The following is a 25,006-nucleotide window of genomic DNA, read 5'->3' on the forward strand; positions in this document are numbered from 1 at the left end:
CGGATTCGCCGCTCCGGCAGGCTCGTCGGACGATCCGCGAGTACGGCTGATCACCCAGTACCTGCCGGGAGAAGTGGCCCGCGAGCTGTTCGCCGCCCGGGACGCCGGCGGAGGGCGGAAGCCTCACCAGCCGCCCGTCTTCGCACCCGAACGCGGACAGAGCCACGGAGGTAAGCGCTCGCGCAGACGTCGGTGGCGACCGCCGCGACAGCAGCGTGTCGCCTTCGGCGTCCAGGATCAGCGTGCGGTGGTGGGTCTTCCCGCAGTCGATGCCGACGGCGACGGGAGGCCACCGAGGTCCACGACCAGATGGATTTTCGATCCGCTCTTGCCCCGATCGGTCGGATTCGGTCCGGTCAGCAGCCCCCTGTGGGGGCTCGGACGCTGACGGAGTCGACGGCGAAGCGTGACCAGTCCAGGCGCCCTGGGCTCCGAGCTCGTCGGGATGACGCGCTGCAGACGGGCCCAGACCCGGGCCTGGCTCCAGCGGGAGAAGCGCCGGTAGGCCCTGGGCCAGGCAGGCCCGAAAACCGGTGGCCACTGCCGCACGAGCAGCCTGACGTGGCCACGAACACGATCACAGCCAGACATTTGCGGTCGCCGGCCCGCCGCCGGCCACCACCTCGGGCACGTACGCCCACCGTCTCCGGCACCACCGGCCGGAACAATTCCCACAGCTCATCCGGCACCAGGCGCTCACCAAGACTCGTCACACCAACACAATGACCCCGGCTACCAAAGGAAGCGACGCGTCTTATCTCTCCGTGAGATAAGTGCAGTCTCTGACTTTCGTTGGACAGCGACGGTTGCGGTCAACGATTCTTTTCACTGGAGGAACTACTCGAAGCAGGAATGCTTGCTGGCGGGCGCGACAGGGCATCGGTCATGCGTGATCAGCGCGGTGATTTCCGTCGCCGTCGGTTTGTTCCACAGATCCACTCCCTACCTCGGTGACGCTGATCAATGGGCTGGGGCATACACAAGGCCTTCGATGTTCTGTCTTGAACCTGCGTTTCGTCACTTGTTTGCGCGGTGAAATCAAGGGCGTGGAACCAAGCGGTCAGCGACCGTTTCAGATCGCAACGTGTCCTGAATCAGCATGCGCGATCGGCTTTCAGCCGGGCGGACGCGAAACGCGCGCCCGCGCCTTACAAATTTCTCAGACAGGAAGTTGCCATGACACTCTCCTCTCTCGATATTTCCGACTCTTTCGTGGAAGTTGATGGGATCCGCTTCGCCTACCGCGAGTTCGGCGCGGCCACCGGAACTCCGCTCGTCTTCCTGAACCGGTTCCGGGGCACGATGGACGACTGGGACCCGCTGCTTGTTGATGCCCTCGCCCAAGAGCGGCCTGTGATCCTGTTCGACAATGCCGGCATCGGGCGGTCCGGTGGCAGGACCCAGGGCACCGTCACCGAGATGGCACAGGCTGCTGCAGCCTTCGTCACCACCGTCGCCCAGGGGCCGGTGGACGTGATCGGGTTCTCGCTGGGCGGCTACATCGCTCAGCACCTGGCCCTGGGCTTCCCCAAGATGGTGCGCCGGGTGGTTCTCGCGGGCACGGGACCAGGTGCGGGAGACGGCATTTTGCCTTCAAAGCCCCAGGTCGGGCCACTGCGATCGGCACCGGAGATGGATCTGGCGGCGCTGCGTGTCCTGTTCTTCACCGAGTCCAGCGCGGGGATACGAGCCGGGGACGGCCTGTGGGAGCGGACGCACCGCCGCGTGGACCGGGCGCCTGAAGTCAGCCCGGACTCGTATGAGCAGCAGATCGCGGCCATCAAGAACTTCTCCATGGGCGGCGGCGATGCCGCCTATCCTGAGCTGGGCCGGCTGTACCATCCCGTTCTGGTTGCCAACGGCCACGACGATGTGATGATTCCGACGATCAACTCGTTCATCATGTCGCAGCGTCTGCCCAACGCCGAGCTGGTTGTCTACCCGGATTCCGGGCACGGCTTCCTCTTCCAGTACGCGGAAGTCTTCGCCGCACGTGTCAACGAATTCCTCGACCGGGTCGAGAAATCGGTGGCTTAAGGGCCTACTTCGACGTGACCGGGCAGACCCCTCTGGTCACCGGTTCGATGGCTTCCATGGGCCTGGAGATCGTGCTCGGACTCGCGGAACAGGGTGCGAACGGTGATCTCCAGGGTGCGCCCAGGGCATGGGCGTCGGCTGAGTGTGGCTTCAGCACTTGGCAGGCTCGACATTTCTGACGGTGACGGTGCATGCGGGCGGACTCACCCCGAACGGCGAGCCGTCAGGCACCGGCCGAACCTTCTCCGCCATGGTCTTCCGTGACCTGGAACTCACCTGGACTTCCTGCCCCGTGGCGCCCCGTATGCGCCTCACCGATTCTGAGCGTCTTTTTCGGTGAGGCCGAGGCGGCATCGAACTCACTCACCCGTCAGAAATATCGAGAAAAAGCAGAAATTCGACTACTTTTCAGAGCCTCTTCGCCATGAAATTTGCGGCTCGACCACCTATTGCGTGCCGCTCGAGTAGTCGATTCATCTTCAAGATCCGAAAGTAAGGGTGTTGATCTGATGCGTTCAAACACAGAAAACGCGACGGACTTCGTCGGCGAAACTTCGGTCGGCGGACCGAGCGATATCCTTGACGGCCTGTACCGGGAACTCGGAATAAATGAAGCCGAAATTGGCGGAAAGGTGTCGGTCCAAGGTGCCGATCCGGTGGCTCCTTCGGTGCACCGCATTGGTGACGCGGCCGCGGCCGCCCTTGCGGCGCTCGGGACGGAGGCTGCTGCCGTGTGGCGAGAGCGCGGGGGCCAGGGACAGGATGTGGCGGTGTCAGTGGACTCCGCTCTGTATCAACTCATGGCGATTCACCTGACCCGAGTCAGAGATGTCGGCGTATTCGAGATCTGGGAAGACCCAAATCTGTACGGGTACAGCGACTTCTACCGATCCGGGGATGGACGGTATATCCATGTGATGATGCCTTACCCCAAATTGCGGGACATCGTCTGCGCCGTGCTCGACTGCCCGCCGGATCGCCGGCGCATGGCCGATGCCATCGCACGCTGGGACGCCTTCGATCTCGAAGAGGCGATCTGTGCTCGCGGTGGCACTGCGACCGCGGTGCGGACCCAAGCAGAGTGGCGCTCCCACCCACAAGGCCGACAACTCCAGGACAGTCCGCTGATCCGGATCGAGAAGATCGCCGACTCCGCACCTGAGCCGTTCCCGCCCTTGGACGTGACGCGCAGCGACGCATTGCCGCTCAGCGGGTTGCGTGTGCTGGACAACACGCATGTCATCTCCGGCCCCATGGCGACACGGATGACCGGGGAACTTGGCGCCGAGGTACTGCACATGTCCCACCCGGCACATGCCGACCCAAACTGCATGATCGTCGAGACCGGGATCGGGAAGCGTGCGGCCTTCTGTGATCTGACCAGATCCGCGCACGCGAAAAAGTTCTGGCAAGTACTCGCCGGGGCCGACGTGTACGCGAGCAACTACCTCGGCCTCAACGAGAAGGGCTTCGGTCCCCTCGCACTTGTCGAGCGTCGGCCCGGCCTGGTCCTGCTCGAGGTCCACGGCTGGGGCGCGACCGGTCCGTGGTCACACCGCGGCGGCTTTGACCAACTCGCCTGCGCGGCGACCGGTTTCGCCGCCGAGGAAGGCTCCTTCGATGGACCCCGCATGCCACCGACCCGTCTACTCAATGACTACATAGCGGCCATTCTCGGCGCTGCCGGAACGCTCGAAGCACTGCGTCGTCGGGCCAGGGAGGGCGGAAGCTATCGGGTTCATGTAGACCTGGCCAGAATCTCCATGTGGATTCAGGATCTCGGTCTTTTCCCGCGCCGCCTCGTAGCGGACCTGCCGGTTCCCGACCCGGCCGCGGCAGAAGCCGAACTGGTCACCGTTGACGGCCCGTTTGGCGAAGTGACCTACTTGCCGACAAGGATCACCTACTCGACGCTTCACCCCCGTCTGACGCGTTCCGCCGAGCCATTGGGCGCCTCCCCGCTCACCTGGTAGCCGCCGACCGTCGGCAAGCTGCACTGTTCACCCCTGGCACACAAACAACTGCAAGTGGGTGCTGTTCAGAGCAGGACTGCGCCCACGGACGGCATCCTGCCCGCGGATTCGTTCCTGCCGGCACGGTTGTCTCCATGAGGTCGAAGACAACCCGGTGCCCGAGCTGTCAACGTGAGCGTTTCACCTGCCGAGCTGTTCAGATCCGACCGGAATCGCGAAAGCGCCCTCTGAATTGGATGACGAGCCCTGCCGAAAGCCTCTGCCATCCGGGCTGATGGGCACTTCCGCCTGCAGACTGCCATCATGCCCAAGCCGGAGGTTCTCAGCCGACGGCCACGGGCTGATAGGCAATGCATCCGGGGACCTCTGCCGGAGGACACGGATGCACGCCGGCAGCGTGACCTGACCACACCGCTGTCAACAGCCATCTCATTCATACACCCACGGCCGACTCGACCAAAAGTTGTCACCCCAGCACACCCGAAGACGCTCGACGATCCACGGACGGCGAGCGACATCCTCCGCCCACTCGGCGAGCCGGAGGGGGAGCAACCGGCCCCAGAACTCAACGCCCGGCTCCGCCACCTGCGCACGGCGAACTCCTCCAGGAGTTGGGTCAGATTCTCCTGGTCGACAAGGACAGTGTTGAACAGGCCGAAGGTATCGCGTCCGGTGGCGATGCCCTCTGTGTCGATCTCTGCGTGGACGAGCAGCCATGGCCCTTCGCCCGCGTCGAGCCGGGCCGGTGCAAGGAGGTCGTCCGGCACGTTGACGATTCCGTGGCGCAGCCACTCGAGGTCGTCTTCCGGTGTCCGCGGCGTCCACGTGTCGAGCGGGACCGGGACAGGCGGCGGGGCTGCGGGAAGGTTGGGTCGATGTCTACTTCGAGTTCCTCGGGTGGCTGGCCGCGGTCGGCCAGCATGCCCGCCATGGTGTGTAAGCCGATCCAGCCGTACTTCTTGCCATAACGGTCGATCCGGCTGCTGGAAGTGTGGCCTTGTCGGGACGTTGCTGAGGTGATGCGGCGTTCTACCTCGTCGAACGGGTCGGGGCGCCAGCCCAGCGCGTGGACGACGCCGAGGACGAGGGCGGTGGCTTCTTGGTGTCCGGGGTGGGAGTCGTCGTAGTTCCTACGGCCCTGGAACAGACGCCCGAGGGTTGCCGAAGTCCATGCCCATCGTGCTATGGACGTCCTCACGGCGTGGATCGCCCTCGGGCAGCGGTGTGATCGTCGGTGCTGGCGTGAAGGCCAAGGGCAGTTCGGCAGCGTTGGGGACCGTGGCGGGGTAGTAGCGGTGGGCGAGGTCGAGCGTTGAGGAGACGTAGTACCGGGTCAGTGCGTGGAAGGTGGGGTGGGTGGCCTGGTGCCCGGTGAAGGTGTTCAGCAGCCCTGTCAGGTAGGCAGGCACGGCAGCTTCAAGGTACGGGGTGTGCGGTTGGTGGGCCGTCGCGGCGCCGTAGCAGGCGGCGACCATGCGTTCGCCGACGTAGGCGTCGTTGACGGTGATCGCTTCCAGGGTCAGGGTGAACAGTCCGCTGATGTCGTGCCATCCGTACCAGTACAGGGCGGCCGTGGCCGCGTCGCGAAGGTCGCGGTGGGCGCTCGTCAGCGTCCACATCAGCCACCGGGCTCGCAGCCGGCCGGATTCCGCACGGTGCGAATGCTCTCGCCAGCGTGGCCCGCGGAATCCACCCCAGTTGCCGGACCTCCTCGGACTTCGAAGCGACACAGCCACGCCGCCCGTCGTTCCCTGGGGCCGTGGGCTCAGACCAGGGAGTTGTAGATCTTCCAGCCGGGCCCGACGTTGACGCGCGCCGCGTACGGCGCCGCGGCGTTGCCGGTGCCGCGGTAGAGCCACAGCTCTCCCGCCGTGTCGCGCGCCAGCAGGTCGGCCCTGCCGTCGCCGGTGACGTCACGCGGTCCGGCGAACGCGTTGTAGGTCTTCCAGCCACCGCCGATCAGGGTGCGGGCGGCAAAGGGAGCGGTGGCCTTGCCGGTGCCGCGGTACAGCCACAGGCGGCTCTGGGTGTCACGGGCCACCAGGTCGGCCCTGCCGTCCCCCGTCACATCGCTCGCGCCGGTCAGCGCGTTGTAGGTGTTCCAGCCTGTGCCGATCAGGATGCGGGCGGCGAAGGGGGTGGTGGCGTTGCCGGTGCCGCGGTAGAGCCAGAGATTGCCCCTGGTGTCGCGGGCGACCAGGTCGGCCCTGCCGTCGGCGGTGAGGTCGCCCGTGCCGGTCAGCGAGGTGTAGGCGCCCCAGCCCGGCCCGACCTTCCTTCGGGCCGCGAACGGAGCCGCCGCCTTTCCGGTCCCCTGGTACAGCCACAGCGTGCCCGTGGCGTCGCGGGCGACCACCGAGCCGCTGCCGTCCGACATCACCCGCGAGACGCTGGTGATCAGGTTGTACGTGTTCCAGCCGGGGCCCACGCCGAGGCGCCGCGCGAGGGGTGACGCCGTCACGCCCGTGCCGTGGTACTGCCACAGCGTGCCGGAGGTGTCCCGCGCCAGCAGGGTGCCGAGCTGCGCCGGCGGCGGGGTGCCCGTACCGCTGACCGTCTCCAGCATCGCGCCCTGTCCGGCGTCGCCGGTGATCTCGTAGGACGCCGACCGGGCCCCGACGGCGGTCGGCGAGAAGGTCACGGTCTGCCGCACGCTCTGCTCGGGACCGATGACCAGGCCCTCGGGCAGCGGGTCCGCGCTGGTGAACACGCCGGCCGGCGCCTTCGCCTTGGTGATCGTGACCGGAACGTTCCCGGAGTTCGTGATGGTGAACGACTTGGTGACCGACGTGCCGCGGGTGACCCCGCCGAACGCCAGCGACGGGGGAGTGAGCAGCAGGTGGCCCTTGCCGCTGATCGCGTTGCCCTCCACCGGGATGGTCAGCGTGCCGCTGGTGCTCGTCAGCGTGATCGACGAGGAGTGCCGGCCGGTGGCCGTGGGCGCGTAGCCGACGCGGAGCACGACCGAACCCTGGGCCGGGACGACCGTCGGATCCGCCGGGTCGGCGCTCGGCAGGTTGTCCGCGCTGAACGGCCCGGTGGGCGAGGCGACGGAGGTGATGGTCTCCGGCTCGGTGCCGGTGTTGGTCACCTGTACGTTCGCGGTGGCCGCGGTTCCCGTCGGCTGGTTGTCGAAGGACACCGTGCCGGGGAACGCGGCCAGCCCGGCCTTGGTCCCGACGCCGTGCAGGCTCAGCGCGAACGTACCCGCGCCCGTGGCGACGGTGAGCGTGCCGCTCGCGCCCAGGACCGAGGTCGGCCTGAACGTGACCGGCACGGTGAGCTGCCCACCGGCCGGGATCGAGGCCGGCAGCGACGAGGTGTCCGCGGTGAACGGGCCCTCGACGCTCACCGACCTGATCGCAAGCGCCCTGGACGGGTTCTGATTCTCCGTCAGGACGACGTCGGTACGCACCGTGCCGCCGACCCGCGCCGTCCCGAAGTCGACCGGTCCGCCCCTGAGCGGGCTGCCCACCGGGTTGCCGTACGCGTAGACCCTGCCGTCCCGTGTCCCGACGAAGACCTGGTTGCCGTCGGTCGCGGGGACGGCGAACTTCGGCGCGGTGCCGATCGGCGCGGACCACACCAGCTTCAGGACGCCGTCCGCGTCCGGCACCGGGTCGTAGGCGCGCAACTGGGCGCCCACGCCCGTCGGGCCGCCCGACCACACGACCCACACCAGGGCGCTGCCCGAGCGCGTCCCGTCGGAGGTGACCACCGGCGAGCCGCTGGTGTAGGGGAAGGAGTCCTGACTCGCGCCCGCGACGCTCAGCGCCGGGTCGCCCTTGGCGGTCACGCCGCGGTGCAGCGCCGTCAGCGAGCCGCCGTTGCCGACGACGTACACGTAGCCGCCGTCACCGCCCCAGACCGCGGGGTGGCCCCACTGGCCCTTCAGCGGCCCGGTGACGCCCACGACCGCGTCCGTTCCGCCAGGGCCCTGCGAGCGCCCGCCGAGGTGGTCACGGTCCAGCAGGAACACCCGGCCGTCCTTGCCCTGCTGCACCAGCAGATGCGGGTGGGAGGCGGTGCCGAAGCTGTCCGGCAGGCCCACCGGGCCGCCGGAGGCGAGGTCGGTGTCGAGCTGGTCGAGCGTCGGCGCGTTGGACGGGCTGAAGAAGTCCGTGGCCTTCAGGCTCTGGTCGGGCTGCACCTGGAGCCGGACCACGGACTCCGCGAGCGTGCCGGGCGGCGAGGTGCCCGCACCGGGCGCCGGGCTGACGCCGTTTCCGGTGGCCACGAAGATCCGGCCGGGACCGTCCGAGACCAGCCCGCCGCCGGAATGCCAGATACCGGCGCCGCTGTTGCTGGCGCCGGTCTCCGCCGCCCACATCGACGTCACCGAAGGCGACGTCGTGCTGACGCCGACCACGTAGCCGCGGTACGGCTTGGCGTCGCAGTGCCCGCCGAAGCCCGCGTACACGACCCCGTCGAGCAGCAGCAGTCCCGGCCGCTGCATCTCGTACGCGGGCAGGAACGACTGGCTCGGGTCGTTGGACGCCGAGCCCTGGATCGTCACGGGGAAGCCCTGCTTCTCCGCGCCGGTGACCGGGTCGAGCGCGTGCATGTACCAGTGCGGGTTGAGGGCGTTCGGGCCGTCGTCGACCTTGGTCGTCAGGTAGACCGCGCCGCTCGCCGGGTCGTACACCGGCGTGCCGGTGCTGCCGACGTTCGGCGCGAGGTCGCCACAACTGAGCGTCGCGGCCGGCCACGCGGGCCCGAAGTTCCGCTGCCACAGCACGGCGCCGGTGGTCCGGTCCAGGCCGTAGGCCACGTTGTTCTCCGTGACCGCCACCACCGTGGCGCCGACCACGAGCGGCTGCGCGTAGATCTGCCCGTCCAGCTGCGTCGGGGCCTTCCACAACTGCCCGAACGACGACGACCGCACGTCCGCCCCGCTCAGGCCGGACTCCCCCTGGTCCCAGCCGGTCCGCAGCGAGTCAACCGACCCGGTGCTCTCGCTGGCCTGCGCCTGCGGGACGCCCACGCCGATCAGCCCCGCCATCAGCGCACCCCCCACCGCGAGCGCCGCCCCGCGCCAACCGCACCTTCCCCTCCGTATGCCGCCGCCTCTGCCAGCACCCACGACGAAAACCCCCTCCGATGCCCGGTACATGACGCCCCCACGATCGCGCTCCCCACGCGACCGCCCTCCCCCGAGCCGCCCGGCGCCTCAGGCAGCCCCCTCATACGGAAGAACTCGGCGCACGGTCACAGCCCGCGCATCAAACCACACCGTCCACCCCACCCCAGTGGTGCTGACTTCTAGCTAAGCCGCTCCGCTGGAAGTGCCACGACCTGCCGTCTGCCGCCTGCGGCGCCATCGTGGCTGGTCACGCAGTTCCCCGCGCCCCTTCGGGGCGCTGCCGAACCGCAGCGGACCTCACCGGACCCGCTTACTGTTCCTACGAAGGCCGTTGGACGTGGCGGTGGGTGATCAGGCAGACGGCGAGTGCGAGGAACGCTTCGTGGATGTCCCGGACGGTGGCCTGGCCGGGAGGGAGGAGATAGCTGCTGGCCCCGGCCGTTGTTCGGCAGCACACGGCCGCCGGACAAGGTCACCCGCCTCCGAAATGAGACGCCCTCGCGCAGGTACAGGTCGCGCAGCAGGCCGATCTCGCCGCCGTGATGCGCGACCTCGTCCAGAGCGTGCAGCGCGAGCTTCAGATAGGTCTCATCGGCCCAACCGCCGGGGCCCAAGCCCATCGGCGCCAGGAGGCGCTTGTCGCCGAGGGCTGCGATACGGGAGATGAAATGCTCCCAGTCCTCGGCGAGCGCCTGGACGCCCTCTTTCGCGGTGCCCGGCCACACGTGGCGGTCGCCGAGCTCGGGGACGTCCTCGAAGAAGTGGATCACATAGCCGCGCAGGCAGAGGTTGCCGATGTGCCAGATGCGCCAGGCGATCGTCGTGATGGGGTCTGGTGCATCCGGACTCGATTCCCGACGCGGAAGACACCGTCGTCGCCGGGGCGGATGCTGATGCAGTCGCTGACCGGCTCCCAGTGGTACTCGGTGTCGGTCAGGTTCTCCAGGCGCTCGAACAGCCGGGACCGCACGTCTTCGAAGATCGCGAGAATGTCGCGCGTGACGGGGTCGGGCAAGATCATGTCAGCCACGTCAGCTCCAGGGCACGGTGGTTCCAGGTCGGTCGGGATGATCAGGATCGACAGGGCGGCCTGCTCCGCCATATGCCGCCGCCTCGTAGTGTGTCACCGGGTGCGAGCAGGCTGGTGACTCCGAAGCCCGTAACCGCCACCGACACCGCCCTTGCGATGTCGGTGAAGCAACCTCCTGCTGCGGCCGACTGGGCGGAAGCCTCGGCGGCCCGACCACCGCCGGGGTTTCACCTGAACTGGCGGTACCACCACACCTGTTGCGCCTGCTAGCGTCAAAGAAACCGGCGATGAGCTGCATGAAGCCCCACCGGCTAGCCTCACGCCATGGTCTCTCCTGCAGAAAACCCGCTGTGTCAGTGGTGCACGGCAGAGGTGGAGCCGGGATGGGGTCCGGCCGTTCGGTACATCCGTACCCACCCTTGACCACCGCCCGCGGCTACGCACTGCGGCCGGACCTGCGGGTGGCCGTCTTCTTGACCGTCGTCTCCTTCGCGGCCGTCTTCTTCGCCGTCGTGGTCTTCTGCGCGGAGGTCCTGGTCTTGCCCGTGGTCTTCTTCTTGGGCATCTCGTGGACCTCGGCGTCGGTGCCGGTGCCCTCACCACGCGAGACCTTCGCCTTGTCCACGGACTTCCGCAAGGCAGCCATCAAGTCGAGCACCTTGCCCGCCGGCTTCTCCGGCTCCGGCACCTGGGGCAGCTCGCGGTCCTCCCGCTTCGCGTCGATCACCTTCGACCTGCCCCACCCCTTTGACCAGGACCTGCTCCTCCAGCTCTGGCCGGTGCTGCGCACTCTGGTCGGATGCAGCGTGCGCACAGTGTGGGAAGACGCCTTCCCTGCCCTCGCTTCCCGTGCCCGGGCAGCCGCGTGACGGACATGCCCAAACTGCACACGCGGCTCCTGGCGGACGTGATCGCGCTCGGCCCCCGTACCCGCTGGTCCTCGCCGGCGGATGCGCCGTGCGAGCGCACCGCCTCGCAAACCAGGGTTCGTTCTTGATCCCGACGTCTTTGTCAGGCTTGCGTGACAGCGCCGTCTTCCATCAGCAATGCTGGAAGCGTGGATGCGACGACCGCTCCCCTCCGCGCCGAGCTGCTGAGGAACCACTACCGCAGCCGGCTGCCCGGCTGCTGCCAACTCCAGCCGTGCCGCTTCAGCAGCTGCCAGGTGCCCTCCACCGTATAGGAGACGTGGAACAACCGGCCGATCAGCGTTTTGATCCTTGCCAGTGTCCACCGCTGGTCCGCCCAGCCGTGTACCAGCGGGCCGCGCTCCAACTCCCGTGCCAGTCTCGAGATCTGGACTTCACTGAGCCGAAGTCTTCCCGGCGAGCCTTTCGACAGCACCCCAGCCTCGCCGCCCTCCCGCCAGGCCCGGCGCCACCGCTCGACCGACCGCACGCTGATCCGCAGGTCAGCAGCAATCTCCGCGTTCTTCTGCCCGCCCTCACAGCGCTCCACAGCCTGGAGTCGCAACCGCTCCCGCGCTGTTCTCTCCGCGTCTGTCAGCCCGCCGCCCTGCGCGTACCTCACACCCCCAGGGCTACCGGCACCGCGCGCTCGCTGTCAGACGAACGCCACCGACATCACCCCATCAAGTTCAGTACCTACCAGGGTGGGGTTGCCGGCGGTTGACCTTGGCGCTTGCGTTCGCCGGCCCGCCCCGGGAAGAGTCTCATCCGACGGACGCGCCCTTCGGAGAGATGTCGTATGAGCTGGGGGCAGAGGGATGTGCGTAGTGGATGCGGCGGCCAAGGAGGCTGCGGTCGCTCGGATCCTCCGCGAGTATCCGCAGATGGAGCAAGCTGAATGCGATCACCACGCGCTGCTGGGCTGTGCCGATGTCGCCTGGTCGCAGATTCCCGGGTGTCCTGCCGGGATCCCGCCCTTGCTCCGTGGTCTCCTCGATCAGGTAGCCGGCCCCGAGGCCCTGCGCGTGCTGGGCAACGTGTCGATGAACAGCGTTTTTCACGTGAGCACTGCGATGCCACCCGCCCTGCCCTTCCTGATCAGCTTGGCAGCCGTCCCTGACATCGCGGTGCGCCCCGGCCTGGTCGACCTTTTGGTCGTTGCCGCGGAGCTGTCTCAGCCTGTCGACGCGGACAACGAACGCCAGGTCCTGCTGCTCGGCAACGACTGCGATCACCCGGAACGCGAATGGTGCAGGGCCGCCTTTGCCGCACACGCTTCTGCGCTGCGCGCGTTGTCGGAAGACAAGGCCCTTACGGACGGACTGATCAGCGCAGACGACCGCGAGTGCCTGCTCAAGGCTGTTGAACCACAGTGGCACCCCTCCTCCTGACTATCCGCAGGCCAGCACTGGTCCGGCCCATGAACAGATCTTGCGGTGTCTGGTGTGATCACAGCGTCGAAGCCTTCCTGGACAGCCCCGTTCACCGGGCTGAGTCCACGTAAGTTCGGCAAGCTGCTCACCGCGCTGCGCCGCGAAGGAGCGGATGCGGTCCGTAGAGGACGACCATGGAGCCTGCCGCTGGAGGACCGGGTTTTGCTGGTCGCCGCATACTGGCGGACGAACCTGACCATGCGGCAGATCGCCCCGCTGTTCGGGGCCTCGAAGTCGGCCGCAGACCGCGTCATCGACCACCTTGGGCCGCGACTCGCGCTCCAGCAGCGCAAGCGGTTCCGCAAGGACACCGTGCTGATCGTGGACGGCACCCTGGTTTCCACCCGCGACCGCACCATCGCCGAGCAGTCGAAGAACTACAGGTACTCCACCAACCACCAGGTCGTCATCGACGCCGACACCAGGTTCGTCGTCGCCGTCGGCCGACCCTTGCCGGGCAACCGCAACGACTGCAAGGCGTGGGAGCTGTCCGGAGCGAAGGAAGCCGTCGGCCGGACCACCGTGATCGCGGACGGCGGATACCGGGGCACCGGCCTGGTCATTCCGCACCGCCGCGAACGCGGCCAGGCCGAACTCTCAGCCTGGAAAGAGGAACACAACGCCTCCCACCGCAAGGTCCGCGCCCGCGTCGAGCACACCTTCGCCCGCATGAAGGGGTGGAAGATCCTCCGCGACTGCCGCCTCAAGGGCGACGGCGTCCACCACGCCATGCTCGGCATCGCCCGCCTGCACAACCTCACGCTGGCGGGATGACGGAGAAACAAGCAGGTCATCCAACACACCGAAGATCATTTACGGGACAGCCCTTAGGACGTCGAAGGCGGCCCCGGGGCACCGTGGGGCCGCGCCAGGACCCTCACCCCGCAACACGCGCGCCGCTCTCAGCGGCGACCTCACCCAGCCCTATCCCGGCCTGCCCTCCTCCCGCTGACCTCAAAGTGCGCGGGGCGCCGAAGGGATGGACCGACGCTCGCAGGACGGCCGACCCGGAAAGTTGTGGTGCCGCGCCAGGACCGCTGACTGGGTGCGGATCAGACATCGATGTAGGCGACGACGACCACGGTGCTCAGCACCGTGACGTAGTAAAGGATGCGGACGGCTTCGACGTCGTCGGTGTACTGGCGCAGTTGGGGGCCGGTGGTGTCGCCGGGGATCGGTGCGCCGGCCTCTGGGTCGACGGAGATGACGACCAGGGCGCGGTCGAGGGCGTGGATGTCCGTCTCGCTGGTGATGTTCTCCAGCTGCTTGGCGGCGGAGTCGGAGAACGCGATCCGGGCGCGGCGGGGCCCGTGTCCCTGAGGCATCAGGCTACGGCCGGCCGCTGCGCGGTGAGGCGGGCGAGGTGCGCCTCCCGCAGGTCTTCCCAGGGGGTGCAGTCCTCGGGCGAGGGCAGGCCGTTTTCGGCGATGTCCTCCAGGACGGCGGCGAACTGATCCGCGCGCTCGCGGGTCTGGGCTGCGTAGGCGCGGACGGCGTCGGCGACCGCGGGCTCCAGCTGCTGCCGGACGGCTCCGTCAGCGGGGGCCGGCTGGTCGGTCATCGTGGCCTCCAGGCGGGACGGTGCGGATGTCACCACGGTATCGCTGTGCGACCGTGCGGGGACCGGCTTGCAGCGGTTCCCGTCACCGGGAACTACGCGGCCTCCTGCGATGTCCGGAGGGGTACGACCCATGATCTCGTGACGGCGGCGCGGTCCACGGTCACGTCCGCAGGTTCTGGCACGGACCGCGAGCCGCGCCGAGCGGGGTTATCCGCTATGTCGGAGAGGCTCAGCACGCTGACTTACCTTCTCGGACTACGTTTCAGCCTGATGCGCACCTAGGATGACGCCCCGCAGCGCGCTGAGGATCGCCGGCGATGGGGGTGGCCCGATGGGGTTCGTGCGGGATGTTCTGACCAATGCCGCTAGTGCTGCTGTGCTGGCCGTCTTGGCGAGCGCTGTGGCGTTGGTGGCTGCCTGGCTGTCACGGCGTAGCCGCGTGTGGAAGCTGTTCCGGGTCGGTACATCCTCGAAGAACTCCGTCCTGGTGGTCGTGCCCAGCTTTGACATCGCGCCTGCGAGCGCCTCTGGGACGGTGCCAGTGCAGTTGGGGTTCGCAGGGACGGCGATCAGCGAGCTGGAGTACCGTGAGGCGCTCGATCTCGCCGACGCGCTTCACGCGAATCCTCTGGCCCGGCTACTTCAGGGCGTCGGTCTTCCCGAGCGGATCGTTTACCGGCCGTTACGCTGTCGGGTCACAGCCAGCATGCCGGTGTCGAGGTATGTCGCGGACTGGCAGGCGTCCTCCGAGGAGATCAGGAACACGGTGCGCAGGAGCGACTGTGTGGTGCTGGTCGGCGGCCCGGTGTACAACAGCACGACAGATGTCTTGCTCAGGCAGGCGCCGTTCGCGTGCGAGTTCTCTCTAAGTGAGGAGAACGGTGTACCTGTACGCGGTGTCCACGTCCGCCCTCTGCACGGAAACACGGAGCGCACCTTTCGCCGTCGGGTGGAACCCGGAGCCGGCGTCTGCTTCGAGTACGCGGTGCTGGAGGCCGTGGACTGGGAGGGGACGCGGGTGTTCCTCTGTGCGGGCACCTGTGCGGCGACCACGGTGGCGGCGGTGCGCAAGCTGAGGGAGGACTGGCGGCAACTCTCCGAGCGGTTCGGGACAGGAGGATTCGGTCTCGTATTCGAGCTGGAGCTGGACGGCGAGGCCATGCGCGACCGCGCCCCGGACATGGGGCGGTTGCAGCAGTGCCACGTCTACCCTCTGGGCCGGTGATCCAGCGCCGTGCTCACGGTGTCGAGAAAGGCCGGAACCGCGTCGGGCCCCTCCAGGATTACATCGGCCTCCTGGAGCAGGGCAGCGTCAGTGTCCGGGTGACTAACGGCGATGCGCGCTGCCGTTCTGTCCGGAGAGTCGGCGGACCAACTGTCCAAGGCTCGGAAGGCGGCCAGGTCAGGTACGCCGTCACCGAAGTACCACACGCACCGCAGTCCCGAGGCCTCCTGCGCGAGCACGGTGCCCTTGTCTCGATCGATCGGCGGCTTCAACTCCACTGTCATCGGACCGATCTCGAGCACCAGGCCGTGACGGTGCGCCTGGTCGCGACCCCACTGGATTGCGCGCTCCCCGAATCGAGGTGCCCGCCGGTAGTGCAGGGCCATGGACAGGCGCTTGTCCTCGATGAGGATCTCGCCTGGCAGTTCTCCTCGGGCCCGAGCAAGCAGTCCCGAGACCACCGGTTCCCATCCCTCGGCACCAGGGGCATAGGTCGTCGTCCCCGACTGCCAGCGCTCCAGCCCGTACAGACCGTGCAGCACCACACCCGGCACCTCCCCGAACCGTGGTCGCAGAAAGTCCACCGGACGCGCTGAGACGATGCCGACGGCGCGGACCAAACGCGCGAGCCTGGTCAGTGCCTGCACCGCACCCGGTACCGGCAAGACCGTCGCCGGGTCGACCTGAATTCGGGAGAGGGTGCCGTCGAAGTCGAAGTAAAACCCGCTCCCGCCCGGCGAAGCGCGTGTCTGTTCCAGAATGGACGCCTGCAGTCCCGCGGCGCCAGCACGATCGGCCGTCACAGCACGGAGACTATCCAACGCGACAAGGGGACGACGATCCTGCGGCGAGACCTCACGGTGACACCCGGCACCACTCAGCCACCTGTCCCCCTCCGGTAGAACTCTGTCGTCGGCCCGGTGACAACATCCTTGCTTTTGTGACGTCTGTCGCTCTTCGGCCTAGACACCCAAGCAGTCCTAGGGGTATCCGGCCGACTCAGGCGGCGAATCCGATGTTGGTGACGTATTCGTACTGCCCCCACGGGGAGCCGAGGTCGACCACGGCGTCATCGACCCATGCATGGTCGAGGGCGTCGTCATCGTCGGCGACCCATGCGGCAACGATCCGGTCCCAGCGCCGTACGTTCAGCGTGCGAAACTCGACCGCCCGCTGGTGGGGCCGGGAGACCTGACTCTGGTTGAGCGGGTGGAACTCCACCCGGGTCCCGCGCCCGTCGCGGTTGAGCCGGGCGAGCAGATACCGGGCGACGTTCTCCCGCCGCACCGCGCGGTAGGCCTGCTCGATCGCGGCCAGGTTCGCACGGGACGGGGAGCAGGTGCCGGCCAGCCAGGCCCTGATGGTGCGGGGCGTGGCGGTCAGGCCGGCCTCGCGGGCGGCGGCGCGGGCGCGGTCGGAGCGGGTGAGGTAGTGCAGGCGGGCGAGCAGGCCGCGCCGGGCGGTGATCGGGGTGGCGACGTACCCGGCGAGGACGTCCAACTGGCGGGCGACGGCTTCGTGGCCCCTGATGCCGATCGTGCGGGAAGGGGCCCGAAGAATGCTCGCCGCTGCTCTTGAGGCAGAAGTCGACCAATATTTAGCCGAGTTGGCCGCCGAGCGGGACGAACGCGGCCGCCGCCTGGTGGTGCGCAATGGTCATCACCGTCCCCGCACCGTGACCACGGCCGCCGGCTCTGTTGAGGTACGGGTGTCTCGGGTCAACGATCGTCGCGTCGACGAGGAGACCGGCGAGCGTCACCGGTTCTCCTCCAAGATCCTGCCGCCCTGGTGCCGCAAGTCCCCAAAGATCAGCGAAGTCCTCCCGCTCCTCCACCTGCACGGATTGTCCAGCGGCGACTTCGTGCCCGCACTCGAGCAGTTCCTCGGAAGCTCGGCCGGCCTGTCTGCAGCGGCGGTCACCCGGCTCACCAGGCAGTGGCAGGACGACCACGCCGCCTTCCAGAACCGCGACCTGTCCGCCACCGATTACGTCTATGTGTGGGCCGACGGCGTCCACCCCAAGGTCCGCCTCGGCCAGGCCCACTCCTGCGTCCTGGTCCTGATGGGCGTCCGACTCGATGGCACCAAGGAACTGATCGCGCTCGCGGAGGGTCTGCGGAAGTCCACCGAATCATGGGCCGACCTGCTGCGCGACTGCCGGCGGCGGGGAATGAAGGACCCGGCCCTGGTGGTCGGGGACGGGGCGATGGGCCTGTGGGGGGCTCTGGCGGAGGTGTTTCCGCAGGCCCGGCATCAAAGGTGCTGGGTTCACAAAACCTGGAATGTGATCAACTCCCTGCCGAAGTCCGTGCACACCGGGGCCCGCAGAGCCTTGCAGGAGATCTACAACGCCGAGGATCGGGCCCATGCAGAGCAGGCGGCCCGCGCGTTCGCGAAGGGCTACGGAATAGAGTGGCCCAAAGCCGTCGCGAAGATCACCGACGACCTGGACGAGCTGCTGGCGTTCTACGCTTCCCAGCCGAGCACTGGGTCCATTTGCGAACCACGAACCCGATTGAGTCGACGTTCTCCACCGTCAAGCTCCGGACCAAGGTCACCCGCGGCGCCGGAAGCCCGGCTGCAGCCCTTGCGATGGTGTTCAAACTCATCGAGTCCGCCCAAGCCCGGTGGCGGGCGATCACCGGATCCCACCTGGTGCCCTTGGTCCGCGCGGGCGCAAGGTTCGAGAATGGCATCCTCGTCGAACGTACTGAAACTCGGGCTGCGTGAGGCTGGGGAGGCAGAAGAACCGTGGCGATCTGTTTCGAGCTCGTGGTGAACTTCGGCGATGACGCCGAGGCAGCACAGATTGCCGCCCGCATCGACCCCAAGCCGCGGGTGCTTCGCGCGGGCGCCCACCGCATCCCCCTCCACCGGCCGATGTTGGCGAAGGTGGGCTCATACATCGAGCTCTCGATCCTGCCCGTGGCCGTCAGCCGGGGTTGCGGCCTGGACGGCAGCCTCCCCAGATTCGAGCTCACCGCAGCAGAGCTGAGCGAACTGGGAAACCAACTCCACGAACTGCTCGCGCAGTTCCATGGATATGTCGCCGCGAAGGTCGGCTGGGATCCGGAATCACTCGTGGACCCTGCTGAGCTCGGGTGCGAGTGGTCAGATGAACTGAACGATGGCAGCATCCACGGGCTCGTGCTCTGCGAAGAGCTGCATGCGGAACTTGACCTGAGCTCCGACTACGAAGTGTTCCAGCCTGGATACCGGTGGATACCGTATCGCGGGGAGGATCTGACGGGCGACTAACAAAACAAGCCCGACCCAGGCCGGCTCATCCACACATATTGACAATTACTCCGCGTCGGCGGCCTCGGGACGCCGCTCCCATTGCTCAGCACGCTCCGGCTCTGCCGTGCACAGGCCATTGAGGTGCCACTGCGGTGGGATGAGGTGAGAGTGGGATGGCGGGGCGGCGGTATCGACGGGCCGCCTGCCCCTCAGGTCAGTGCTTGATTCACATCACGACTTCATCAGCTCACGGACCCGCGGGGCCACTTCGGTGCCGAAGAGTCCGATGTTGGTCATGAGTGCCTCGTGGGGGAGGCCGTTCATCCCGTATTTGAGGTCGAAGCGGCTCGCATCGAGCTCCCGTAGCGTGGTGACGATCTTCCCTGCCACTGTTTCGGGTGATCCGACGAAGAGTGCGCCTGCGGGACCGACGTCGTGCATGAACTGCTCGAAGGTGGGAGTACGGAATCCGCGCTGTCGGGCGACTTTGCGGATGGCCGTCTCGTAGTGCGGCCAGAATTCGTCCACCGCCTGCTCGTCGGTGGCAGCCACATGCCCGGGGCTGTGCACGCCGATGGGCTGGCCGGGGTGGCCGTACTGCTTGAGTGCCTGCCGGAAGAGCTGTCCGAACGGAGCGAACCGTGCCGTGGGACCGCCGATGATGGCGAGCATGAGCGGGAACCCGTAGCGTGCGGCACGGACAACGGACTGGGGACTCCCGCCGACACCGATCCACGTCGGAATCGCTCCGGACTCGCTGTGCGGATACACAGGCTGACCCTTGAGGGCCGGCCGGGTGCTTCCCGACCAGGAGACGGGCTTTTCCTTGCGCAGTTCGGCGAAGAGGTTGACCTTCTCCTCGAAGAGGAGGTCGTAGTCGGCGAGGTCATAGCCGAAGAGGGGAAAGGACTCGGTGCTGGAGCCCCTGCCGAGGATCAGCTCCGCGCGGCCGCCCGAGACGGCGTCAAGTGTGGCGTAGCGCTGGTAGACCCGGACGGGATCGTCGGAGCTGATGACGGTCACGCCGGACCCCAGCCGTATGTGTGAGGTGCGCGACGCGATCGCCGCGAGGACCACGTCCGCTGCGGAGAGGGGCATCCAGTCGGTGTGATGTTCCCCGATGGCGAAGTGGTCGAGCCCGACCTGGTCGGCGAGGACACCCTCGGCCACGAGATTGCGGATGGATGGGCCGTGCGGTAGCGGGCGGCCTTCGGCGTCGTGGGACACGTCGCCGAATGTGTCCAGGCCGAGAGTGATCGGGTGCCCGCCCGAGGAGGAGGGAGCTTTAGTGGTCATGGCCAGACTTCTTGTGTGCGACAAGGGCAGAGGGCGGGAGTGCGAGCCGCCCTCCCGAACCGTCGTCGCGCGGGGGCGGGGGCGCGGTACGGGAGGGCGGTGCCGAGTGGACGGTCAGCTCGCGCGGAGCGGTGCCAGGGCCTTGCTCCAGGCAACCACCTGGTCCAGCGTGCCGGTGAGGGCGTCGGCCTGGGCGTCGGCGGGCTTGAAGACGCTGAAGTTCTCGAAGTCGGTGAAGAGGGAGAGCGCCACCTGGGAGCGGACGTCCGCCATCTGCAGCTCGCCGGCGATCAGGCGCAGGTGCTCCACGGCCCGGGTGCCACCGGTGGAGCCGTAGCCGACGAAGCCGACGGACTTGTTGGCCCACTCGGCCGCCAGGAAGTCGATGGCGTTCTTCAGTGCGCCGGGCACCGAGTGGTTGTACTCGGGTGTGACGATCACGAAGCCGTCCAGGGAGGCGATCTTCGCGGCCCACTCGTGGGTGTGCGGCTGGCTGTACTGGCCCATCGCCGGCGGGTAGGGCTCATCCAGCAGCGGCAGCTTGTAGTCCGCCAGGTCGACGAGCTCGTACTCGGCGTCGGTGCGGCGCCGGGCCCGCTCAAGTACCCAGTGGGCCACGGCCTCGCCGTTTCGGCCGGGCCGTGTGCTGCCGAGGATGATGCCGATTTTCGTCATGTGCTCACCTTGCAGAGAGAAGATGCTTGTCGCGTCAAGTAAATGCGCGAACAGGTGCTTGTCGCGTCAAGTAGATGGCAGATTTGATTGACGTGTCAAGGAGATAGGGTGTGAGGCATGCCCCCTCCAGAGCAGGCCCTCCCCCTCCCCCCGTTGGGCGCCGCCGAAGAAGCCTTCGTGCGCGCGCTGGGCGATGTCATGACGGCGCTGCCGCGCGCGGTCGACGCGGACATGCTCCGCGACGGCGGTCTGCGGCTGTCCGAGTACACCCCCCTGATGTTCCTGTCCGAGGCCCCGGACCGCCGGATGCGGATGAGTGAACTCGCTGACGTCTGCAACCTCACGCTCAGCGGCATGACCCGTGTCGTCATCCGCCTCGAGAAGCAGGGGTTCGTCCAGCGGGTCCGGTGCGCGGAGGACCTGCGCGGCTGGAACGCGGTCCTCACCGATGCGGGTCTCGCCCGCCTGCAGGCGGCGTGGCCCGCCCATCTGGCCAGCGTCCGGCGACGCATGCTCGACAACCTCGCCGGTTACGACCTCGCCCAACTCGCAACCGCACTGAGGCACATCGCGAAGGCCTGCTGAAACCTGGGCGCGGGGTCACGGCACGGGGCGGCGCCCTGCCGTCCGCGGCCTGGGACCACGGCCGGAAGGCGGCGTGAACCGCTCTGTCACGCCTGGTGGCGCCGCGGTGTGTCGATCGGCGTCGCCTTCTCGATGGGGTCCGCCGCCCGCGACCGGACCAGGAGCAGGTCGTCGGGCGACAGAACCCTGCCGTCTTCGGCGGTGAGGGACAGCGGACGGGGCGGTTGTCCTGTCCGGGCGTCGATGACACGGTTCATCGGCTCGTCGTCCTCGAAGAGGTACTTCTGTCCCCACTGCCGCAGAGCTGAGAGGACGGTGTGAAAGTCCCGGCCCTTCTCTGTGAGGACGTACTCGTGGGAGTTGCCGAGTCGAGACTCGTGGATCTCGAGGATCCCGGCGGCCACGAGCTTTTGCAGTCGTGCGGACAGGATGTTGGAAGCGACACCGATCTGCTTGTTGAAGTCCGTGAACCGAGTGACGCCATGCATGGCGTCACGGAGGATCTGGAGCGTCCAGGTGTCGCCGACCTCGGACAGAGAGCGGTCGATCGGACATGCCGAATCGCCCATTTCTCGACGCTTCACCGGTGCCTCCCAACGCAGGTTACTTGCGATTCTAAAGCATGGGTGACCGGAGGGACCGTGATCCGGACTGGAGGCTGCAGTCTGGGAGAGGGGGGTGTCCTGTCATGCCTGCTGACGGGACACCCCCGTCGTCTCATCCGGCTCGCAGGTGCGTCCTGAAGAACCGCACCGCGGCATCGGTGCTCACCTCGAATCCGCCGAGATAGGGATCGAAGTGGCCGCCCTGCATGAGGACGAGTTCCTTGGGCTGGAGTGCGCGCTCGTAGGCGGCGAGGGCCAGGTCGGTGGGGGCGACGGTGTCGTGGGTGCCGACCACCATCATCAGGGGCGTCGGGGAGATCTGGTCGATCCAGGTGCCGGGATCGTAGGACCTCGAACGCCGGTTGGACTGAACGGTGACGCTGTTCTCCCACAGGCCCTCGGGCACATCATGCTGCAGGTAGAAGGCGATCGCGTCGCTGGCGCGGTAGGAAGCCGGTGCATCGGGATCGGCGTTGACGAACGCCTGCATGGCCGGCGCCTCCCCTCGGGCCTGGGCAAGTTCGTCCGCGGCGAAGGATTCCTCCAGCTCGCGCGTCAGGTGTGGGGGGACACGCCGCCGGCTGCTCTGGGAACCGCTGATGGTGGGCACCTGTGAGTAGACCGCCTTGATGCGACGGTCTGTCGCGCCGAGTACAAGGACGTGGCCACCCGCATAGCTGGTGCCCCACACTCCGATTCGGTCGGCATCGACCACGTCGAGAGTCTGCAGGTGGGAGATGACCCGCCGCCAGTCCTCGAGCTGCCGATAGGGGTCGATGTCATGGCGGGGCTCACCGCCGCTCTCGCCGAAGCCGCGGTGATCGTGGAGGGACACGGCGAATCCGGCTTCCGCCAGTTTGCGCGCAACCGGCTCGATGCCGTGGTACTTGGTACCCCCGAAGCCGTGGGCCATCGAGATGGTCGCGTGGGGTCCCGTGCCGTCCGGCAGGAACAGCCATGCGCTGAGCACGGTTCCGTCCGGAAGGTGGATCAGTTCTTCTGTGCGCTGGACCATGGTGGTCGCTCCTTGCGTGATAGCTGCAATGCGGCGGCAGCCGCAGCCCGGGCGTCCCCTGGCTCTGTGAACGGCGTGATGGCGGTAGTGGGGGCCGTGGCCCATGCACGGGCGCGCCACTGAACATGCGTCGCAAATCAGACTTACTGTGGCCGAGTTGTCGTCACAGACGCCGGCCGGGTGATAGATGGGCGTCTCGATCGGATGCCCATGCGACTCCCTGAAGGTTGCTTGCAAATCGCAAGCCGTGATGCCACGCTAGCCGTGTCGCTTGCAAATCGCAAGTGGGTGTGGGAGGAGTTGGGGACGATGGCCTGGAGTTACGAGACGATCCGTGGAGAGCTGCGGGGCGGGGTGTTGTGGGCCACGATCGACAATCCGCCGATCAATCTGATCGATGAGCGGCTGGTCGCGGATCTGGTGGCGTTGCTGGACGAGACCGATGCGGACGGCGGGGTGCGGGTGGTGGTGTTCCGCAGCGCGGATCGTGACTTTTTCGTCCCGCATGTGGATGTGCAGCGGGTCGCGCAGTACACGGCTGCCGCGGCGGTCTCGGGAGGGCCGGACGACGTCGGGTTGGGGGCGTTGTTCCGGCGTCTGAGTGAGGCGCGTCCGGTCACGGTCGCAGTGGTGGAGGGGCGGGCGCGGGGTGCGGGCGCGGAGTTTTTGTACGCGTGTGACATGCGGTTCGCGTCGCTTCAGCGGGCGGTGATCGGGCAGCCGGAGGTGGCGGTGGGCACGTTCCCGGGCGCGGGTGCGGTCCAGCAGCTGGTGCGGCTGGCCGGGCGGGGTCAGGCGATGCAGGTGATTCTGGGCGGCGAGGACGTTGATGCGCGGGAGGCCGAGCGGATCGGTGTGGTCAACAAGGCTCTGCCCGATGACGAACTGATCGCCTACGTCGGGCGTCTGGCGGAGCGTATCGCCGGTTTCCCTGAGGCCGCGGTGCGGCTGGCGAAGCGGCGGATCAACGCGGCCGGCCTTCCGCCGAGGGAGGATGTCCATGTCGATGCGGGCTTTTTCCAGGTCCTGGCGCGTGATCCGTCCAGCGCTGCCCGGATCGGCGCGCTGATGCAGCGCGGGATGCAGGAACGCTCCCGCACCGAGCTGGACTTCGGCACAGCAGTCGGGGAGCTGTGACACCATGCCCCCGGCAGCCTTCCTCATCGCCGCACTGCACGACGGCGTCGGCTACGAGATCTGGACACGCGCAGGCGGAGCATGCCCCAGACAGCGTCGCTGCAGCCCTCACCGGACGAACTGCAACGGACTCCAGTGCCCCATGGCGTCTTGAGGACGCCCCTGCGAGGCCGCGACCGCGCGACGCCCTTCATCCCAAAGCGCGGCGACGCAGCCCCTTACCCAGTCCGCTGCACAGGGCTCGCCTCGTGAGCCCATGTACCGCCCGCTGATCAAAGGTGTGAAGTGATGACAAAGGACACCAGCGCCGCGACAGCACCGACGCACCGCTTCGCTCGGTACCCGGATCTCCCCGGCAGTGCCTTCGTCGTGATCGGCACCGGCGACGGCGTCGGGAAGCAGGTCGTCCGTGCTCTCGCGGCCAACGAGGTCCGCGTGGCATGTGTCGACCTCAGCCAGGCGGCGGCCGAGCGTGCGGCATCACTGGCGGCCAACAGCCTCGCCCTCCAAGCGGACGTACGGGAACCTGGAGCGATCGCAGGGCTACTGGACCAAGCGGAAGAGGCACTCGGGCCGCTCCGCGGCATCATCGACGTGGTCGGCATGCTGAAGTCCGGCTCGATTGCCGAGACCGACGATGAGACTTGGCAGTGGCACTTCGATGTCGTCTTCGAGCACTCACGACAACTGGCCAGGGAAGCGATCCACCGACTCGCCCGCGGGTCGAGTGTCACTTACGTGACCTCGGCCGCCGGCATGGCGGGGGTGCGGAACAACGCCGCCTACGCGGCTGCCAAGGCAGCCCAGATCTCGCTGATCCGCAGCGCCGCCGCGGAATTCGCTCCCTCTGGCGTCAGGGTCAACGGCGTCGCCCCTGGGATGATCGCCAATCCGCGCATGAAGCAGTTCCTCACCGAGACAGCTGCGCTTGAAATGGCCCAGCACATCATCCCCATGGGCAGGCTCGTGGAACCAGAGGAGGTTGCCGACACCCTTCTGTTCCTCAGCAGTGCATCGGCATCGATCATCACCGGGCAGGTCGTCGTCCTCGACGGCGGAGTGCAATACACCTGGCCCTACCCCGAAATCTGAACTCGGCTGCAAGCCCACACAGTCAGCCGCCGTCGACCGTCTCCGAGGTCATCCGTGCGCCGGCGTCGCACCAAGGTGCATCGCGGAGCAGACCAGAGGGTGGGGCGGCAA

The 25,006-nt window shown here is 67.6% G+C and carries 22 protein-coding genes and 2 pseudogenes; 10 read left to right on the plus strand and 14 right to left on the minus strand.

What is annotated here, in order from left to right:
- Nucleotides 1-1,176: 1,176 nt before the first annotated feature.
- Nucleotides 1,177-2,037: an alpha/beta fold hydrolase gene (locus tag ACWDGI_RS39045; protein ID WP_450767496.1), complete on the plus strand. Its 861-nt coding sequence runs from the start codon at nucleotides 1,177-1,179 to the stop codon at nucleotides 2,035-2,037.
- Between the two features lie 509 nt (nucleotides 2,038-2,546).
- Complete coding sequence (locus tag ACWDGI_RS39050) at nucleotides 2,547-4,010, plus strand: CoA transferase (protein ID WP_450767498.1); 1,464 nt, start codon at nucleotides 2,547-2,549, stop codon at nucleotides 4,008-4,010.
- 1,130 nt (nucleotides 4,011-5,140) lie between these two features.
- Here ACWDGI_RS39050 and ACWDGI_RS39055 read toward each other — a convergent pair.
- The 6 genes and pseudogenes from ACWDGI_RS39055 to ACWDGI_RS39080 all read right to left on the minus strand — a co-directional run.
- Nucleotides 5,141-5,629, minus strand: a complete 489-nt coding sequence (locus tag ACWDGI_RS39055) for a hypothetical protein (protein ID WP_450767500.1) — start codon at nucleotides 5,627-5,629, stop codon at nucleotides 5,141-5,143.
- A gap of 146 nt (nucleotides 5,630-5,775) precedes the next feature.
- Entirely contained in the window at nucleotides 5,776-9,012 is a 3,237-nt protein-coding gene (locus ACWDGI_RS39060) for a choice-of-anchor D domain-containing protein (RefSeq protein ID WP_450767502.1), read from the minus strand.
- Between the two features lie 260 nt (nucleotides 9,013-9,272).
- Complete coding sequence (locus tag ACWDGI_RS39065) at nucleotides 9,273-9,920, minus strand: DinB family protein (RefSeq protein ID WP_450767613.1); 648 nt, start codon at nucleotides 9,918-9,920, stop codon at nucleotides 9,273-9,275.
- The gene (locus tag ACWDGI_RS39070; RefSeq protein WP_450767504.1) at nucleotides 9,860-10,195 is read right to left on the minus strand and encodes a hypothetical protein; all 336 of its coding nucleotides are present in this window, start codon (nucleotides 10,193-10,195) and stop codon (nucleotides 9,860-9,862) included. Before ACWDGI_RS39070 ends, ACWDGI_RS39065 begins: the two co-directional genes overlap by 61 nt.
- A 364-nt stretch (nucleotides 10,196-10,559) precedes the next feature.
- The gene (locus ACWDGI_RS39075) at nucleotides 10,560-10,850 is read right to left on the minus strand and encodes a hypothetical protein (RefSeq protein WP_450767623.1); all 291 of its coding nucleotides are present in this window, start codon (nucleotides 10,848-10,850) and stop codon (nucleotides 10,560-10,562) included.
- 386 nt (nucleotides 10,851-11,236) lie between these two features.
- Nucleotides 11,237-11,653, minus strand: a pseudogene (locus ACWDGI_RS39080) (winged helix-turn-helix domain-containing protein); the annotation flags it as partial.
- Nucleotides 11,654-11,858: 205 nt separating this feature from the next.
- Here ACWDGI_RS39080 and ACWDGI_RS39085 point away from each other — a divergent pair.
- Nucleotides 11,859-12,422 (plus strand): hypothetical protein, encoded by a 564-nt coding sequence (locus ACWDGI_RS39085; protein WP_450767506.1) that lies wholly within the window; start codon nucleotides 11,859-11,861, stop codon nucleotides 12,420-12,422.
- 45 nt (nucleotides 12,423-12,467) lie between these two features.
- Nucleotides 12,468-13,238, plus strand: coding sequence for a transposase (locus ACWDGI_RS39090; RefSeq protein WP_450767508.1), 771 nt, complete (start codon nucleotides 12,468-12,470; stop codon nucleotides 13,236-13,238).
- Between the two features lie 278 nt (nucleotides 13,239-13,516).
- On the opposite strand, the gene ACWDGI_RS39095 is transcribed toward ACWDGI_RS39090, so the two are convergent.
- Nucleotides 13,517-13,789: a hypothetical protein gene (locus tag ACWDGI_RS39095; RefSeq protein WP_450767510.1), complete on the minus strand. Its 273-nt coding sequence runs from the start codon at nucleotides 13,787-13,789 to the stop codon at nucleotides 13,517-13,519.
- Nucleotides 13,789-14,025 (minus strand): hypothetical protein, encoded by a 237-nt coding sequence (locus ACWDGI_RS39100; protein WP_450767512.1) that lies wholly within the window; start codon nucleotides 14,023-14,025, stop codon nucleotides 13,789-13,791. Before ACWDGI_RS39100 ends, ACWDGI_RS39095 begins: the two co-directional genes overlap by 1 nt.
- Before the next feature lie 331 nt (nucleotides 14,026-14,356).
- On the opposite strand from ACWDGI_RS39100, the gene ACWDGI_RS39105 reads away from it, so the two are divergent.
- Complete coding sequence (locus ACWDGI_RS39105; RefSeq protein WP_450767514.1) at nucleotides 14,357-15,250, plus strand: hypothetical protein; 894 nt, start codon at nucleotides 14,357-14,359, stop codon at nucleotides 15,248-15,250.
- On the opposite strand, the gene otsB is transcribed toward ACWDGI_RS39105, so the two are convergent.
- A complete protein-coding gene (otsB, locus tag ACWDGI_RS39110; RefSeq protein WP_450767516.1) occupies nucleotides 15,232-16,053 on the minus strand; it encodes a trehalose-phosphatase in 822 nt (273 codons plus the stop codon). The two genes, ACWDGI_RS39105 and otsB, sit on opposite strands and share 19 nt — an antisense overlap.
- 196 nt (nucleotides 16,054-16,249) lie before the next feature.
- On the minus strand, nucleotides 16,250-16,750 hold the full coding sequence (locus ACWDGI_RS39115; protein WP_450767518.1) for a transcriptional regulator: 501 nt from the start codon (nucleotides 16,748-16,750) through the stop codon (nucleotides 16,250-16,252).
- A 28-nt stretch (nucleotides 16,751-16,778) separates the two neighbouring features.
- Here ACWDGI_RS39115 and ACWDGI_RS39120 point away from each other — a divergent pair.
- Together ACWDGI_RS39120 and ACWDGI_RS39125 are read left to right on the plus strand one after the other, a co-directional pair.
- Nucleotides 16,779-17,980, plus strand: a pseudogene (locus tag ACWDGI_RS39120) (IS256 family transposase).
- A gap of 21 nt (nucleotides 17,981-18,001) precedes the next feature.
- Nucleotides 18,002-18,508, plus strand: a complete 507-nt coding sequence (locus tag ACWDGI_RS39125) for a hypothetical protein (protein WP_450767520.1) — start codon at nucleotides 18,002-18,004, stop codon at nucleotides 18,506-18,508.
- A 213-nt stretch (nucleotides 18,509-18,721) separates the two neighbouring features.
- Here ACWDGI_RS39125 and ACWDGI_RS39130 read toward each other — a convergent pair whose 3' ends face one another.
- Complete coding sequence (locus tag ACWDGI_RS39130; RefSeq protein ID WP_450767522.1) at nucleotides 18,722-19,786, minus strand: LLM class flavin-dependent oxidoreductase; 1,065 nt, start codon at nucleotides 19,784-19,786, stop codon at nucleotides 18,722-18,724.
- A gap of 114 nt (nucleotides 19,787-19,900) precedes the next feature.
- Entirely contained in the window at nucleotides 19,901-20,461 is a 561-nt protein-coding gene (locus tag ACWDGI_RS39135) for an NADPH-dependent FMN reductase (RefSeq protein WP_450767524.1), read from the minus strand.
- Nucleotides 20,462-20,578: 117 nt separating this feature from the next.
- On the opposite strand from ACWDGI_RS39135, the gene ACWDGI_RS39140 reads away from it, so the two are divergent.
- Complete coding sequence (locus tag ACWDGI_RS39140; protein ID WP_450767526.1) at nucleotides 20,579-21,046, plus strand: MarR family winged helix-turn-helix transcriptional regulator; 468 nt, start codon at nucleotides 20,579-20,581, stop codon at nucleotides 21,044-21,046.
- 86 nt (nucleotides 21,047-21,132) lie between these two features.
- On the opposite strand, the gene ACWDGI_RS39145 is transcribed toward ACWDGI_RS39140, so the two are convergent.
- Together ACWDGI_RS39145 and ACWDGI_RS39150 are read right to left on the minus strand one after the other, a co-directional pair.
- Nucleotides 21,133-21,615 carry a winged helix-turn-helix transcriptional regulator gene (locus ACWDGI_RS39145; RefSeq protein ID WP_450767528.1) on the minus strand — a complete coding sequence of 161 codons (483 nt, stop codon included), beginning with the start codon at nucleotides 21,613-21,615 and terminating at the stop codon, nucleotides 21,133-21,135.
- Between the two features lie 148 nt (nucleotides 21,616-21,763).
- Nucleotides 21,764-22,666, minus strand: coding sequence for an alpha/beta hydrolase (locus ACWDGI_RS39150; RefSeq protein WP_450767530.1), 903 nt, complete (start codon nucleotides 22,664-22,666; stop codon nucleotides 21,764-21,766).
- A gap of 309 nt (nucleotides 22,667-22,975) precedes the next feature.
- Here ACWDGI_RS39150 and ACWDGI_RS39155 point away from each other — a divergent pair, with 309 nt between their 5' ends.
- Nucleotides 22,976-23,803, plus strand: a complete 828-nt coding sequence (locus ACWDGI_RS39155; RefSeq protein ID WP_450767532.1) for an enoyl-CoA hydratase/isomerase family protein — start codon at nucleotides 22,976-22,978, stop codon at nucleotides 23,801-23,803.
- Nucleotides 23,804-24,091: 288 nt separating this feature from the next.
- Entirely contained in the window at nucleotides 24,092-24,895 is an 804-nt protein-coding gene (locus tag ACWDGI_RS39160) for an SDR family NAD(P)-dependent oxidoreductase (protein WP_450767534.1), read from the plus strand.
- Nucleotides 24,896-25,006 lie beyond the last annotated feature (111 nt).

The organism is Streptomyces sp. NPDC001220 (assembly GCF_053597895.1).

Excerpts from the sequence above, each read along its gene's own strand:
- ACWDGI_RS39045 (WP_450767496.1), top strand. The coding sequence starts at position 1,177 with ATGACACTCTCCTCTCTCGATATTTCCGACTCTTTCGTGGAAGTTGAT.
- ACWDGI_RS39050 (WP_450767498.1), top strand. The coding sequence starts at position 2,547 with ATGCGTTCAAACACAGAAAACGCGACGGACTTCGTCGGCGAAACTTCG.
- ACWDGI_RS39055 (WP_450767500.1), bottom strand. The coding sequence starts at position 5,629 with ATGTGGACGCTGACGAGCGCCCACCGCGACCTTCGCGACGCGGCCACG.
- ACWDGI_RS39060 (WP_450767502.1), bottom strand. The coding sequence starts at position 9,012 with ATGGCGGGGCTGATCGGCGTGGGCGTCCCGCAGGCGCAGGCCAGCGAG.
- ACWDGI_RS39070 (WP_450767504.1), bottom strand. The coding sequence starts at position 10,195 with ATGGCGGAGCAGGCCGCCCTGTCGATCCTGATCATCCCGACCGACCTG.
- ACWDGI_RS39095 (WP_450767510.1), bottom strand. The coding sequence starts at position 13,789 with ATGCCTCAGGGACACGGGCCCCGCCGCGCCCGGATCGCGTTCTCCGAC.
- ACWDGI_RS39100 (WP_450767512.1), bottom strand. The coding sequence starts at position 14,025 with ATGACCGACCAGCCGGCCCCCGCTGACGGAGCCGTCCGGCAGCAGCTG.
- ACWDGI_RS39105 (WP_450767514.1), top strand. The coding sequence starts at position 14,357 with ATGGGGTTCGTGCGGGATGTTCTGACCAATGCCGCTAGTGCTGCTGTG.
- ACWDGI_RS39130 (WP_450767522.1), bottom strand. The coding sequence starts at position 19,786 with ATGACCACTAAAGCTCCCTCCTCCTCGGGCGGGCACCCGATCACTCTC.
- ACWDGI_RS39135 (WP_450767524.1), bottom strand. The coding sequence starts at position 20,461 with ATGACGAAAATCGGCATCATCCTCGGCAGCACACGGCCCGGCCGAAAC.
- ACWDGI_RS39140 (WP_450767526.1), top strand. The coding sequence starts at position 20,579 with ATGCCCCCTCCAGAGCAGGCCCTCCCCCTCCCCCCGTTGGGCGCCGCC.
- ACWDGI_RS39145 (WP_450767528.1), bottom strand. The coding sequence starts at position 21,615 with ATGGGCGATTCGGCATGTCCGATCGACCGCTCTCTGTCCGAGGTCGGC.
- ACWDGI_RS39150 (WP_450767530.1), bottom strand. The coding sequence starts at position 22,666 with ATGGTCCAGCGCACAGAAGAACTGATCCACCTTCCGGACGGAACCGTG.
- ACWDGI_RS39155 (WP_450767532.1), top strand. The coding sequence starts at position 22,976 with ATGGCCTGGAGTTACGAGACGATCCGTGGAGAGCTGCGGGGCGGGGTG.
- ACWDGI_RS39160 (WP_450767534.1), top strand. The coding sequence starts at position 24,092 with ATGACAAAGGACACCAGCGCCGCGACAGCACCGACGCACCGCTTCGCT.